The sequence below is a fragment of the Sphingobacterium tabacisoli genome (assembly GCF_017908035.1).
Taxonomy (GTDB): domain Bacteria; phylum Bacteroidota; class Bacteroidia; order Sphingobacteriales; family Sphingobacteriaceae; genus Sphingobacterium; species Sphingobacterium tabacisoli.
This window is the reverse complement of record NZ_JAEQMU010000001.1, coordinates 1,511,932-1,524,664: the sequence shown is the minus strand read 5'-3', so window position 1 is coordinate 1,524,664 and position 12,733 is coordinate 1,511,932. Positions and strand designations below refer to the sequence as shown.

Sequence of the window (12,733 nt, the reverse complement as noted above, 5' to 3'; positions counted from 1 at the left end):
GTTTGAGATACTTTACCATTCTACATCCTGATATACATCTCCAAGCTCATTCCATTCTTCTTTAACTGCAGTATGGTTATTGTTGGGTTGGACTGATGATACGGCAATACTTTCTTCAAGTTCGATAAAAGTGATACTTATAGAGGGTTTTACATAAGGCTTCTTCGGAAGCTGATTTAATTTTACATTCATTATTTTGTTATCAAATACATGTTTTACTCATTGTATAGTTCCAGTCCAAGCATGAGTCTGTATAAAGAACATGAGATGGATATGCTCTTTCCAATTGATGAAACTAGTACTATATTAGGGTGATCTATCCAATTCCATATAGTGTGCCTGGGCTACGAGATAAGCAAAAACATTTCCGAATATGATTGAGTTATGTACATGCCATCCTCCTGCAGAAGTACCCGCTTCCGGCGAACTCGACTGTGCCGCTCTTCCATATGCAGTATGCGCGACGGGGAAGTTCTGCTGGTTGGTTGCATAGGGCTCAATGGTGGTACTGCTGTATTGGCCCCATTGCTTTTCGTTGGATAGAAATCCGGTATCACCTACATAGAATAAATTAAATGTCTTATGACGGAACATAGATACACTACCTGGCTGTTGATTGTTTCTATTCACCGCTGATTCCGTATAAACAAATATTTTCTGCTTTTCACTCGCTGGTATGTTTTCTATATAGAAAGTCGATGAACCATCCTGCCCCCAGTATTTTCCGCGGGTGTCACCAAATGGCCAACCTAATACATCGGAGTCTACATTATTTAATTTGTAAATAGATCCACTTATATCATATAATTTCATGGTTACCGCGGAAGAGTTGAAGATCCGTTGGAAGAAAGCTTCCGGTCGCCCAGAATTTGCATTTTCTATCATTAAGAATACAACTCCTCCTCGTCGGATGTATTTTTCCAAAGCATCATAATCAGCCACCGTGAATCCCGAAAACATGCCGGCTATAATAATGTCAGGATAGTTTGCCGGATTGGCTAAGGCATCCCGTAGCTTATTTGCCCCAGAGGTCTGTACATCATGAGTAAATCCTTCCACCCGTAAGTATTCACTGACAGAGCTGAAGTTTCTTACATCCCGTAAGAATGCTCCTGATGCTTTGTCGGGGTTGGATGCGGCATAGCTGTATACCGAATTACCTTCGATATGCAGAATAGTCTTTCTAGGTATCACTTTGTAGATATCGATTTTGGCATAGTGTACCTTTCCTTTTCCTCCTGTGCTGAATGCGAAGGTCCGGTTTTGGACACTTAAGTTTTGGACGGGTAGGTTTTCTGTGATCCCGTTGGGTAGTATGACGGAGAGTTGGTCTATATCAAGCGTATAACTACGCGCTGTGAGCTCTGCTGTGTAATACCGAGCTTCTACCTGACGCTGCGAATCATTTTCTACCACAGTAAATGTCAGATTATTAAGCGGTACTGTAGAAAGCGCAGCCCCCATAGTACCGTTTTTTATGTTGAAAGGCCCAGTCTTGATACTCGTATTCTGTGCAAATTTAGCCAATAGGGTAGATATGTTGCCGAATAGCCCACGGGTATCCAATCGCACTTTTACCTGTTGCAATTGGTGCTTAAACACGATTGCTACAGGGGTATTACCCGTAGCGGTAGCAGTTATCGTTCCTCGTGCATATAGAAAAGGCCTGTCTGCTCTCGTCTGTACTTCTGGATTGTTCGAGTTTAAAGGGGAGATGTTTTCTTGGCTGTCGTAAGAATAGGCGTACCATTCATACGATTGGTTCTTTACGACATCCAGTTCGAGCTTAGTACCCGATACGGCTTGTACCGAATGATCAATCTTTTGAGTTGCTGTATTGAAAAGTACAAACCAGTATTTTACCCCTACTTCCATAGGAATATCTACTGCTAGAGGATTGATTCCTGCAACTGCCATCTGTTTGCTAGGTGATGGCTGTTGTTTGACCCTATCAAAGGTTTTTTGGAAGTTGGTTTTTCCAAAAGAAAGATCGTCTCCTACTGCAGCCGTGATATCCATTTCTATATCATCCAATTTGATGGTTTCCTTTTTGAAAATGGTTTCTCCGCTGGATAGTCTGACAGTGCTCGACGAAGCTCTGCCTTTTGTACCAGGAATAAGGTCTTCGCCTGTGACACTTCCTACAGTGATGCTTAGTTTGGTCGAACCATCTGGCAGTACCTTTGTGTCCACCTCTTTTGAACAAGACGAGAATGTTAGAACGACCAAAGTAATTAAAGTTAAAGAACAGGATATCCTAGATACCGTTCTCCTGATATCTAATTGTGTTTTTGTCATATTATTTCTCATTAAAAAAACCAATCTTTTTCTATGGTTTCGACCTCTTCCTCTGTTATCCAGGGTTGATTGTTTGTCCCACCGCCACCTGGACTGATTGTTACCGATGAGGCAGCAATACTTTGTTCTAATTCAATTGTTACAGTGGTAATTTGTGGCGGGATGTAGTGTTTCTTTTTTTTATTCATGTTTTTCGCGGCTAAGAGTTGATATCTTTATTCTAATAAGGAGCTAGATCCATTAGAATAGGTTTTATCGAGTGAAGTGCATATTATATATGTGCAGTTCAAAGTGCTTTTTAAGGTACCTTGCTGCTTTTGAAGAAAGTTTTATTTTTTTATACTTTCAACTCCAGGTGATTCTATACTATGGTTGTTCGTATGGAGCTAATTGTTTATGAGCTAAGATAACGAAGGCTGTTTAATTAACTACCGTTCTTTATATACTCAAAAATACTCAAACGATGTTTAAAGGCCGGGAGGGATGATTTTAGGGGTACTATAGCTTGGTGGTTCATTTGCCGCAGGTATAGACTGATTGCTTCTTATAGTTGTGTTCACATGGGGCACATTCGCAGTGCCAGCTTCATCGGCATCGCCGAGTGTACGCCGTATTTGCGGACCTCTTACGAGCAGGAAGCCACTACGCCACGATCCCGATTGCCACCGATAGAGCTACTGCAGCGTATATCGCGATACTTTCAGGTGTCTATGGATCTACTGGTGGGAATCGATCTGCCACAGTCTCGGATAGAAGAGCTATTGAAGCTACCGGATTATCAGACGGTGCTGCCTGTTAAGTAGAATATTTTAAAGGAGCATAAGACAAAAAGCTTTAATTTTATAAAGATACATAGCCGTTCCGGATTGGAGCGGCTTTTTTTGTATCTGCTGTTTTCTGTTGATTTTTAGCGAGATGAGTACGGAGCGTATATCCATCGTATGGGAGGCTAAAGATTCGAAACGCTAATGTAGATATGAGCGAAGACGCTCGCACCAACGGGTTTATCCATTTTTTTAAATTTCGGTATTATTTTACAGGATTACAGCTTCAATATTTAATCGCGTAGGTATTTTCGAGTATTGATGTCATTGATTTCGGTCAAACCAACGCATTTCTCACAAAATAGGCTAATCCAGACCTCTCAAAAAACTCATAAAAGTCCTGGTATTTTTACCACTTCTGTTCTCAGAAAATAGTAGGCATATGACAAAAGAAATCCCAAAATTCCAAAGCAGATAGAATAATCCTGATGTAGGTTCTCTATCTGGAGACAGGTTCAGTAAATAAGGTGGAGACACAAAAATTGCAGCTAAAATAAAGTATTCAAATTTCAGTTTAACCCTAAAAAACAACTTTAATGTTGCTAAAATCACCCATGCACACCACATTCCTGACATTGAACGTAGTAATCTTACTAACAAGCCATCTTGTCTGAAACCATCGTCTGAAAAGCTGATAAAAGGGGCTAAAAATGCTAAACCACCTATTGTGATGAAGATGATGAAAAATATAATAGGTAATAGCAATAATAAAATCTTGAACCTTAGCCTATCCATAAATATCAATCCCACAAATAGCCCAAATAGTACCGGAATCCAAAAGGGACCCATATCAATAGATCCAGCGATATAACACACCAAAAGTATCGGCAAAAACGTGAATAGCTTGAAAGCAAAGCTGCTCGTCTTTATTGTTTCAATAATTTCTTTCATGTAGTATTCTTTTCTTCACTTCACCAGTATTTTAAGTAGCTCCAAGCACAAATAGTGAAAGAATTAAACTCAGTATACTTTTCATTGTTATGCTTTGTTTCTCCTAATATAGTATATATTATATAATGTTTATTTCAGTTATTACTAGAATTTCTCGTTAGTGAGCAAATAACTGTTGTACTTTGGAAATAAGCTCTAATAATGCTTGAATTAACTGCGTAGCTATCTCCTGGTATAACATAGAATGAAAAATTGAAATGTAGTATAAAGGTATTTAATACGCAATAACTATCCCAAAGGTATTTAGTTAAATATAGCCGTTGCATCAGCAAGGGTTATATTGTATGATGTTTCCTAGTTTTTGGAGAGTATCTCATGTCAGGGGTTTTATTGTGAATATACTGCTCGATGCTTAATTATAAGAACTGTAATGACACGAGCTACAATCTCGCGTCATTATACTAATCCCCTCGATTGCTAGATGAACTACTACTGTTTACATATTTTACTTTCTTTATATTTGGCTTTTGCTCAATACTTACCAAAATCAAGAATGAATTTAGAATCTATATTATTTGATAAGTCCAGTTTGGATGTTTTCAAAAAAAAGCACTTTGTTCATGAAAACTTAACTAAGGATGAGAAGTTTACAAGTGATCACCCGATGTTAATGCTCAATCATAATTGGGCTTTAAAAAACAAAGATATTGACATAAGATTGTATGGTCTTAAAGTTGACGATGTATACCTATATGAAAATATTCAAGGTCAATACTGTATATATATAATATTGGAGCTCAGTCATAGTCAATTTGATGTGTTTTTCAAGAATTTTGGAGATTCGATGAATGTAAGCTATAGTGAATATTTAAATGATGATTTTGCTTTCATAAATTGGATGATTGGGGAGTGGGACATATTTCTGAACACAAAACATATGGTAGATAAATCTCGTAAGATGTATATTTTTCAGATTATGAATATGCCATATGCTGAGATAATGGATTTGAGATATCTATAAGAGTCACGCTTAATTTAATGACATTGCGCTCGCGTCCACATGGGGTACATCGCGGTGTTTTTGGGTTTCTATAAATCTCTGGTAGGCATCGATCTGCAAGGGGCTCGGATAGAAGAGCTACTGAAGCTACCCGATTATCAGATGATGGTGCCTGTCAAGTAATAGGATGGAATGGGTTTTAAAGTGTTGTTTGATAGGTTGTTGCTCTAACTTGTAGAGGTGTAATTATGTTATTTAATCCACCCTGTTTTTTTTCTCCATTCATTATAAGTAGGGTTCTCATTATCTATAGTTTCAATGTTTTGGATAGGTGGTATATTTTTAATTTGAGCTTCACTTAGTGGTGGTAAATCCATTTCTATGCGATACTTATTTAAATTGGCAATATTTTCAACAGGGTAAGGTGTATCTATACTGATCAGTTGGGTTCCGTATTTTTGAGGCTTACTTTGATACATCAAGATCCGGTCATGTAGATAAGCAATGTTTTCATTAGAAATATCATCCTTATTTTCTAACATTACGGTATAGCATTGGATCATAAAATCAGGATCTCCAATGGAATGTTGTATAATAAGCCATGCCGCCTCACTTGCTTCATGCCCGACTTTGCTTATTGTAGGATAACCTATATGTTTAATAATGGTTTTTAATGCTTGACTATTGCTTTTGTGAACTGCTTCCATTTCTGGATTATATCCTTCAGAGAGTTTACCTTGGCTAAGCAGTTGTTCTCTTACGGCTAAATCATTTTCTGCTAATTGAATTAATTGCTTAGCTATCTCCTGATATAACATAGAATGAAAAATTGAAATGTAGTATAAAGGTATTTAATACGCAATAACTATCCTAAAGGTATTTAGTTAATATAGCCGTTCTGTCAGCAAAGCTTAGCTAGTATGGTCTTTACTTGTTTTTTTGTGGGGGGATTCCATGTCAAGGGTTTTATTGGTTGAAAGGCTTTTTTCTTGTCTTATGGAAAGCATTATAAGAGACAAATAGTTTTACCTTGCAGTTTCATTGGAAAAAGATGTTAGAGACTTTACCTATATATATTTCCTTAACGTTCGGGCTGACAACACTTGCAACGCTTTTTTTATTCTCAAGGGTTATTATGACCTCGGAGTCTCCCACTGCACGAAACAAATCAACAATAACCATTATAGGTTTGGTATTATGGTTAATTATTCAAGCTGTTTTGCCACTTAACAATGTTTATAATTCACATCCCGATTCATCTCCGCCCAATATATTGGTGCTCGGGATTTTACCACCGATCCTAACAATTATCGTTTTATTCTTAACGAAAAATGGTCGAAAATTTATGAATGGTCTCTCTATTATAAAAATCACCTATCTGAACATTGTCCGGATCCCAGTCGAGCTCGTGCTGTTTTGGCTTTTTTTAAATGGTGCTATTCCCGAATTGATGACATTTGAAGGAAGAAATTTTGATATTATTGCAGGTATAACTGCACCAATAGTTGCTTACTTTGGATTGGTGAAGGGAAAGGTTAACCGCAAAATTATTTTGGGTTGGAATTTTGTCTGTCTTGGTCTTTTGATGAACATCGTAATCCATGCTTTTTTATCCGCTCCATCTCCAGTGCAAAAAATAGCCTTTGAACAGCCTAATATAGCTATTTTGAATTTTCCGTTTAGTTGGTTGCCGACCTTTATAGTTCCTGTCGTTCTATTCGGACATTTGGTTTCTATAAGACAGTTATTAAATGATGCCTTTGATTGATCATAGGCTGTAGACACTTCTCCATGAGATAATTCGTCAATAGTATACCTTGCCTTTCCACTTCCTGCTCTTTGATGACTTTATACCCTCGTTTTATAAAGAATGGTTTTGCTGTAATGGAAGCATGTGCTTGGATACAATCCATATTTACTTCTTTTTCAAGAACGTTACATATCGCAGTAGCTATTCCTTTACCCTGAAAATCTTTATGCACATACAATCTATCGAGGTAGCCCGTTGCTTCTATATCACCAAAGCCTACGATAACATCGTTTTCCAAAGCCACAAATGTCTGGTTAGACTGAAATGAAATGTCCCATTTCTCCATATCAATGTTGCCTGTTGCCCATACAGATAACTGCTCTTCTGAATAATCCTTCTTATTTATTGTGTGGACAGTTTCATAAAATAGTTCAGCTATTTCTTTAATATCGCTAGATCGATATTTTCTTATTTCCATGATGTGTATTTTTCGTCCGCTGGGAATGTCACGTTGCTTTTTATTTATCCTGTATTGATACTTTAGGGATATCCGTTCCGATCATCTCGTTTATGTATTTTGTCCGCTCGGTTTTCAACGTTTGTAAAAAAGAAGTGATACCCTCACCATAACTTCTTTTCGAGTAAAAATATAGGAGCATTGCCTTCTTCCCGTCGGACAGCTCCACCTGCTTGTAGCGATATACGTTAAACTCGACTACAGTCATTTTATCATTCTTGCTCTCCCCAATCAAGAAGTCAACAATGACCTCATTCGCATCAGGATTCTCTATTACCTGATAGTTGCATATCGGATCTGTTTTTTTTCGATCATTTAGTTCTCTCAGTTTTTGACTCACCACATTGTTAATCGAAATATCAGCCTCCAGTAGCTGTATAGAGAGCATCTGGTTGAAATTTTCTACTTTCTCTCCTTTAGGGAGGTATTCTTGAACGTAATATCCTTTATTCGGATTGCTCGACCAGGCTAGATTGAAGACAGTTTTATCAAATGTCAACGGACCTTTGACACCGATTTTATCAATAGGATCATTTGCTACAGTCGTAAATGACTGGAGTATTATACAGGATAATAGTAGTAGTAGGTTTTTCATATATCTGTTATTATAATAAGTAGGTAGTTCAGTGCTTTATTTTCCACCGACCTTAAATCCGATTTCACCCTTTGGGTTCTGCTTCATCACCGTCTTCTCTTCCTTCTCTTGCAGGCGGTCGATGTATTCAAATAGCAATTCGATATTCTGGTCGTGGCCTTTTTGTTTTTTTGAAAGCTTTTCTATGGCGAGTCGCATTTCTGTTAGTTCATGCTGTATCCTTGAGTTATCGGTAAGGAATTGACGCAGTTTAGTGAATACTCGCATGATCTGTATATTAACTTGTATAGCTTGTGCACTTTTTAGTACACTTGACAGCATGGCTACACCTTGTTCAGTAAATACGTTGGCTAAGTACTTGCTATGACCTCCTCTTTTGTTTAAGGTCACAGTTTGTGACCTTAAAGAACTATATTCTTCCTGTGTTAGTTCAAACATAAAGTCCGGAGGGAATCTAGCTATGTTTCTCTTTACAGCTTGGTTTAATGCTTTAGTTTCTACTCCATAAAGCTCTGCCAAATCCCGATCCAACATCACTTTTTGATCTCTGAAAAGATAAATTCTGCTCATCAGAACATCTTCCGGATGCAAGTTTTTTATTTCTGAATGGTTGCTTTTACTCATAATTCCCCGAGGTTATAGTTGGTTTTTAGTAAGTGAAATCCTACTTCATTACTTCTTTTTTTTGCATATAAGCATCAAACATAATAAAGAATTCTGTTAAAGATATTTTCTTATTTCCATAATCTATGTTTTCTAGTTAGAATACAGGGTAAAATTGTTCTATTTATCATTACCACGGATCATTTTTGGGATTATTTTTATGTACAGCAATTCGAAGAGGATTTCTACTACGGTCTGTGTGACTATAACGACAGCAACCAATTGATTGTCTGGTGCAGGTAGGGCAAGTGCCAATGGAAGGACCACCAATGAATTTCTCGTGCTCGAAGAAAAGGCCACGGCTCTGGCTTGAGCGGTGGACAATTTAAATATCTTCGAAGAAAGGAGACCAGCCAAGGGAGCGACTATCGCAAATAGGATATAAATAGGTAATACATCATAGATAGGCTGTGGATTGGTGCTCAGTGTCCTGATCTGTGATGCTATGACCACGAAAAAGGTCAGCGCCATAAATGGAACCGGGAGCCAGCTGGACAGGTCCATCATCTTACCACCTATACGCGTAGCTTTTGAAGCCCATTGCGTGATCAGCGCTGAAGCGAAAGGTATTACTATCAGGTAGAAGAATGTCTTTACGAATGGCGTGATTTCGAATACCTCAATAGATTCACGTCCAATAAAAAGCCATAAAAATAGCGGTAAGAGCAACATCTGAACAATAAACAGTACAGGTGTAGCCGCGAGTACCGAGTTGGAGTCTCCTTTTCCTAGATGTGTAAATACGATAACATAATCTATACAGGGTGTCAATAGAACCAGTAATACACCTATAGTGGTCAGTGTACTTAATGCGAATACTTGGATGAGTATCCATACTAGCAGCGGAATCAGCACAAAATTACCGAATAGGAGCGCCTTAAAAAAGGAAGGATTTCTAAATGATTTTTTGACTTCTAAAAAAGGAATCTGACAGAACATACTGTATAGCAGAATACCAATTATAGGCTCTATAGTGTCCTGTAGTGTTGCGCTACCACTCCATGTCAACCCAGTCAAAGCTGCAAATAGGAGAGTGACTATGTAAATATGTATTTGCTTTTTCTCTAAGACGTCTTTTGTGATCATGGCCTAAAGATAAATGCTAATTTTTCAAAATGTACAATCCTTTGGAAAATGAATGGGAATTTAAAAATGGCACCATTTATATTGTGGTGCCATTGCATAATTATATCATGACCGAATCTCTCTTCGCATGAAAAGAGCATAGGATACGGCGAATAGAAGTAACGTAAATGCGATCAGGCCGCTCAATTGAGGCCATACTAGCATTAAACTATTTCTTAGCGATATACTACTGGGTATAGCTCCGGCCATTTGTTCCATAGATACGGGACCTAAACTTCTGACCATCGGCATTAGAAGCGTCGTAGAGGCATCGACATAGAGTTGATTTGGAGATATCCGAAGAATATTTAGGATTACCTCATTATAGTAAGCTATTTTATCTGCAGAAAGATAATTAGGATCTGGAATAAAAGCTTTTATCGCAATATTGATAACCACTTGAAAAAATACTGTGAAGAATAGCCATATACCTATTGCTGTCAATGCCGAGGTGGCAGGTTGCCTGAAGCGAATGGATAACAGGACTGCAATACTAAGCCAAAAACCTACGTATAGCACAGTCATCCCGTTAAAAGCTAATATACGGACGACTTCCTGCCATTCGATAGGGATACCACTAATGTACATAGCATAGCCCACAATTAGAAAAGACAGAGAGAAGAATAGTACAGCGACAATCAGTAAGGGGGCGAGAAATTTGGCGAGAATAAGATTGTCTCTATACAACGGCTGAGCCATTAGACGTATTAATGATCCATTATTGTTTTCCGAGTTGACTGCATCGAATCCCAGGCTAATGCCTAATATGGGTGCAAGGAAGCTGAGGAATATATGAAATGCAGGAATGGACTCATCTGTCAATGTCAATAGCTTGAGGTAGAAAAATGAAGTACTGCTGTTATCAGTGGCTACAAATGCGGATTTAATATTGCTTAATGACGAATACATTGATGCGATAAATGTCAATACAATCAATGTTAACAATATGATGAATCTCCAGCTTCTGATATGCTCGGCCACTTCTTTGCGCAACAAGACACGCAGGGGAGATCGGACTTCGTTACCCCCGTTGCTTTCTGAAAAACGTCTTTTTAAAGACTCCTTTAGATTTTTCATTACTAACATTTAGATTTTTTTCGTTTTTGAAATATTCGAGATAGATTTCATCCAATCCATAAGTTTTCTGTTGGACACCTACTAAATCATATCCCTTTTGAACTACATATCGCACCATCTCAGCGGTCTGGTCATGGGTAGACATTATTTCCAGTTCGTTTCCGTGTACAATTACCTCCTGCGCACCAGATAGAGCTTGCATGTCCTTTTCCAATTGATCGGATATAGGGCGGTCGCTTGGGAATCGTAGGACAGTGACATAGCCATTTTTATTAAACAATTGTTTTGATAAACTGGGGATATCACCATTTGCCAACAGCTTACCATCCACAAATATTCCAACACGATCGCAGATCTGCTGTACATGATGGAGGTGGTGCGAGGATAGAAGCACGGTCAACTGCTGTTCTTCGTTCAGTTTTTTGATGAGTGCCAGAAAGTCCTTCACACCGCTCGGATCAATACCGAGCGTAGGTTCGTCCAGGATAATCACTTCAGGCTTTTTGATCAACACATCAGCGAGCCCCAAGCGCTGCTTCATGCCTCTGGAAAATGTAGCAGTTTTTTGGTGCATATTGTTTTTCAGTCCAACGATATCCAGCAATTCGATAGCCTTTATTTCGGCTTCATTTTCAGAAAGACCGTTTAGCCTACCGATAAAAGAAAGATTCTCGAGCGCAGTCATATGTCCATAAAATCCTAAGTTATCGGGTAAGTATCCGACTTTCTGTTTTACGGCAATAGGGTTACGTGTAGCATCATGCCCACATACATGCGCTTGTCCCGATGTAGGTTCGCTAAGCCCCAGCAGCATAAGGATAGTTGTCGTTTTGCCAGCTCCATTTGGCCCCAAAAGGCCATATATTTCACCCTTATTTATATCAAGGGAAAGGTTGTCTACAGCAATTTTATTTTTATAATGCTTGGATAACCCTCTTAGCTTTATAATAGGATTATTCATATCTGTTCGATTTTCAATTGTTTTTAACCCGCTTACCGCCTACCGTATTTTCGAATCAATATATAAATAAAGCCAATAGCCAGAATGATCAATAACATGCCTAGCCAACCGGTCAGGAGCGAAGTTTTGACCTCCATCCGGTATGCCAAAGAAGATTCGAGGTTACTGTTTTTAGCCGATACATTGACCATATAATCACCGGCTATAGTTTTGTCTGGAACTTTAATGTTGACTTTGACATCCTTTGTCTTACCAGGTTCGAGTTTGTCTATTTTATCTATTTCGAAGCTCGATTCCCATTTCGAAGGCAATTGTGTCGTCAGTTCAATATTCTCCAAAGGCATGGACCCGGTATTTTTTATCGTAAGGAATATCTCTTTCTTACTTCCAGTTGTCGTATTACCGCTTAATACCTGGTTTTGAGTAGAGATTTCCATTTTGTAGGTGCCCTTTATAACAGATTCCAGCTTGACCACCGCAGTGTCGCCTTGAGTTATAGCTTTAACTGGGATGATATGTTTTTTTATATCCGCGGTATACGATGGCGTTATTTCTATACTAATCTCTTTACTGGTATGCGGTTCTACATTGATTGAGGTAACCTGCATACCCTCGGTTTTATAGGCAACTGACCATCCCGGGGGCAAGCTAGATTGTAGCTCATATATTTTTTCCTGTCCACTTGGGTTAGTGATAGAACCATTATATCGGAATACCTCTGTAGAAGGGGCCTCCAGATTGATCAATCTCACTTTAAAATTTGGACTTAAAGCATTGTTGGCTTCCTGAGCCGTTACATTTTGGACTGCGAGTGATGCAGGGATACATGCGAGAATTAAAGCTTTTGATACGATTCTCGACTTCAGATGTTCGGTAAAAATGAATCCTTTAAACATGATGTAATAACTAACAATTATATATTAATAGCTTTTAGAAAATGTCTTGAATAAAATTGTACCTTTTTAGGTCTAGAATTCAAAATTAGCTTTTGTAGATATTTGCGTCAAGTGTAATTTAAAAAAAATAGCTTCT

16 protein-coding genes are annotated in these 12,733 nt (G+C 38.2%); 4 read left to right on the top strand and 12 right to left on the bottom strand.

Annotation, left to right across the window (positions count from 1 at the left end):
• Positions 1-12 precede the first annotated feature (12 nt).
• The 3 genes from JKG64_RS06430 to JKG64_RS06420 all read right to left on the bottom strand — a co-directional run bounded on the left by JKG64_RS06430 (position 13) and on the right by JKG64_RS06420 (position 2,486).
• Complete coding sequence (locus JKG64_RS06430) at positions 13-192, bottom strand: hypothetical protein (protein ID WP_210353496.1); 180 nt, start codon at positions 190-192, stop codon at positions 13-15.
• Positions 193-306: 114 nt separating this feature from the next.
• Positions 307-2,298, bottom strand: a complete 1,992-nt coding sequence (locus tag JKG64_RS06425; protein WP_210353495.1) for a hypothetical protein — start codon at positions 2,296-2,298, stop codon at positions 307-309.
• 11 nt (positions 2,299-2,309) lie between these two features.
• Positions 2,310-2,486, bottom strand: coding sequence for a hypothetical protein (locus tag JKG64_RS06420; RefSeq protein ID WP_210353494.1), 177 nt, complete (start codon positions 2,484-2,486; stop codon positions 2,310-2,312).
• Between the two features lie 372 nt (positions 2,487-2,858).
• On the opposite strand from JKG64_RS06420, the gene JKG64_RS06415 reads away from it, so the two are divergent.
• Positions 2,859-3,101 (top strand): hypothetical protein, encoded by a 243-nt coding sequence (locus tag JKG64_RS06415; RefSeq protein WP_210353493.1) that lies wholly within the window; start codon positions 2,859-2,861, stop codon positions 3,099-3,101.
• A gap of 327 nt (positions 3,102-3,428) precedes the next feature.
• Here JKG64_RS06415 and JKG64_RS06410 read toward each other — a convergent pair whose 3' ends face one another.
• Positions 3,429-4,013 carry a hypothetical protein gene (locus JKG64_RS06410; protein WP_210353492.1) on the bottom strand — a complete coding sequence of 195 codons (585 nt, stop codon included), beginning with the start codon at positions 4,011-4,013 and terminating at the stop codon, positions 3,429-3,431.
• 481 nt (positions 4,014-4,494) lie between these two features.
• Between JKG64_RS06410 and JKG64_RS06405 the strand changes: the two genes are divergently transcribed.
• On the top strand, positions 4,495-5,034 hold the full coding sequence (locus tag JKG64_RS06405) for a hypothetical protein (protein WP_210353491.1): 540 nt from the start codon (positions 4,495-4,497) through the stop codon (positions 5,032-5,034).
• Between the two features lie 39 nt (positions 5,035-5,073).
• A complete protein-coding gene (locus tag JKG64_RS23165; protein ID WP_262897755.1) occupies positions 5,074-5,196 on the top strand; it encodes a hypothetical protein in 123 nt (40 codons plus the stop codon).
• A 68-nt stretch (positions 5,197-5,264) separates the two neighbouring features.
• On the opposite strand, the gene JKG64_RS06400 is transcribed toward JKG64_RS23165, so the two are convergent.
• Positions 5,265-5,831, bottom strand: a complete 567-nt coding sequence (locus JKG64_RS06400; protein ID WP_210353490.1) for a DUF6624 domain-containing protein — start codon at positions 5,829-5,831, stop codon at positions 5,265-5,267.
• Between the two features lie 527 nt (positions 5,832-6,358).
• On the opposite strand from JKG64_RS06400, the gene JKG64_RS23005 reads away from it, so the two are divergent.
• The gene (locus JKG64_RS23005) at positions 6,359-6,781 is read left to right on the top strand and encodes a hypothetical protein (protein ID WP_246512488.1); all 423 of its coding nucleotides are present in this window, start codon (positions 6,359-6,361) and stop codon (positions 6,779-6,781) included.
• On the opposite strand, the gene JKG64_RS06390 is transcribed toward JKG64_RS23005, so the two are convergent.
• The 7 genes from JKG64_RS06390 to JKG64_RS06360 form a co-directional block, all read right to left on the bottom strand.
• Positions 6,747-7,241, bottom strand: coding sequence for a GNAT family N-acetyltransferase (locus tag JKG64_RS06390; RefSeq protein WP_210353488.1), 495 nt, complete (start codon positions 7,239-7,241; stop codon positions 6,747-6,749). The genes JKG64_RS23005 and JKG64_RS06390 overlap by 35 nt on opposite strands.
• Before the next feature lie 40 nt (positions 7,242-7,281).
• On the bottom strand, positions 7,282-7,875 hold the full coding sequence (locus JKG64_RS06385) for a hypothetical protein (protein ID WP_210353487.1): 594 nt from the start codon (positions 7,873-7,875) through the stop codon (positions 7,282-7,284).
• A 36-nt stretch (positions 7,876-7,911) separates the two neighbouring features.
• Positions 7,912-8,499 carry an ORF6N domain-containing protein gene (locus JKG64_RS06380; RefSeq protein ID WP_246512487.1) on the bottom strand — a complete coding sequence of 196 codons (588 nt, stop codon included), beginning with the start codon at positions 8,497-8,499 and terminating at the stop codon, positions 7,912-7,914.
• A gap of 159 nt (positions 8,500-8,658) precedes the next feature.
• Positions 8,659-9,624 (bottom strand): arsenic resistance protein, encoded by a 966-nt coding sequence (locus tag JKG64_RS06375; protein WP_210353486.1) that lies wholly within the window; start codon positions 9,622-9,624, stop codon positions 8,659-8,661.
• 105 nt (positions 9,625-9,729) lie between these two features.
• The gene (locus tag JKG64_RS06370; protein ID WP_210353485.1) at positions 9,730-10,740 is read right to left on the bottom strand and encodes an ABC transporter permease; all 1,011 of its coding nucleotides are present in this window, start codon (positions 10,738-10,740) and stop codon (positions 9,730-9,732) included.
• Positions 10,685-11,701 (bottom strand): ABC transporter ATP-binding protein, encoded by a 1,017-nt coding sequence (locus JKG64_RS06365; RefSeq protein ID WP_210353484.1) that lies wholly within the window; start codon positions 11,699-11,701, stop codon positions 10,685-10,687. Before JKG64_RS06365 ends, JKG64_RS06370 begins: the two co-directional genes overlap by 56 nt.
• 32 nt (positions 11,702-11,733) lie before the next feature.
• On the bottom strand, positions 11,734-12,597 hold the full coding sequence (locus JKG64_RS06360) for a COG1470 family protein (RefSeq protein ID WP_210353483.1): 864 nt from the start codon (positions 12,595-12,597) through the stop codon (positions 11,734-11,736).
• Positions 12,598-12,733: the final 136 nt, after the last annotated feature.

Excerpts from the sequence above, each read along its gene's own strand:
- JKG64_RS23005 (WP_246512488.1), top strand. The coding sequence starts at position 6,359 with ATGAATGGTCTCTCTATTATAAAAATCACCTATCTGAACATTGTCCGG.
- JKG64_RS06380 (WP_246512487.1), bottom strand. The coding sequence starts at position 8,499 with ATGAGTAAAAGCAACCATTCAGAAATAAAAAACTTGCATCCGGAAGAT.
- JKG64_RS06430 (WP_210353496.1), bottom strand. The coding sequence starts at position 192 with ATGAATGTAAAATTAAATCAGCTTCCGAAGAAGCCTTATGTAAAACCC.
- JKG64_RS06425 (WP_210353495.1), bottom strand. The coding sequence starts at position 2,298 with ATGACAAAAACACAATTAGATATCAGGAGAACGGTATCTAGGATATCC.
- JKG64_RS06385 (WP_210353487.1), bottom strand. The coding sequence starts at position 7,875 with ATGAAAAACCTACTACTACTATTATCCTGTATAATACTCCAGTCATTT.
- JKG64_RS06410 (WP_210353492.1), bottom strand. The coding sequence starts at position 4,013 with ATGAAAGAAATTATTGAAACAATAAAGACGAGCAGCTTTGCTTTCAAG.
- JKG64_RS06370 (WP_210353485.1), bottom strand. The coding sequence starts at position 10,740 with ATGAAAAATCTAAAGGAGTCTTTAAAAAGACGTTTTTCAGAAAGCAAC.
- JKG64_RS06360 (WP_210353483.1), bottom strand. The coding sequence starts at position 12,597 with ATGTTTAAAGGATTCATTTTTACCGAACATCTGAAGTCGAGAATCGTA.
- JKG64_RS06405 (WP_210353491.1), top strand. The coding sequence starts at position 4,495 with ATGAACTACTACTGTTTACATATTTTACTTTCTTTATATTTGGCTTTT.
- JKG64_RS06365 (WP_210353484.1), bottom strand. The coding sequence starts at position 11,701 with ATGAATAATCCTATTATAAAGCTAAGAGGGTTATCCAAGCATTATAAA.
- JKG64_RS06400 (WP_210353490.1), bottom strand. The coding sequence starts at position 5,831 with ATGTTATATCAGGAGATAGCTAAGCAATTAATTCAATTAGCAGAAAAT.
- JKG64_RS06415 (WP_210353493.1), top strand. The coding sequence starts at position 2,859 with ATGGGGCACATTCGCAGTGCCAGCTTCATCGGCATCGCCGAGTGTACG.
- JKG64_RS06390 (WP_210353488.1), bottom strand. The coding sequence starts at position 7,241 with ATGGAAATAAGAAAATATCGATCTAGCGATATTAAAGAAATAGCTGAA.
- JKG64_RS06420 (WP_210353494.1), bottom strand. The coding sequence starts at position 2,486 with ATGAATAAAAAAAAGAAACACTACATCCCGCCACAAATTACCACTGTA.
- JKG64_RS23165 (WP_262897755.1), top strand. The coding sequence starts at position 5,074 with ATGGGGTACATCGCGGTGTTTTTGGGTTTCTATAAATCTCTGGTAGGC.
- JKG64_RS06375 (WP_210353486.1), bottom strand. The coding sequence starts at position 9,624 with ATGATCACAAAAGACGTCTTAGAGAAAAAGCAAATACATATTTACATA.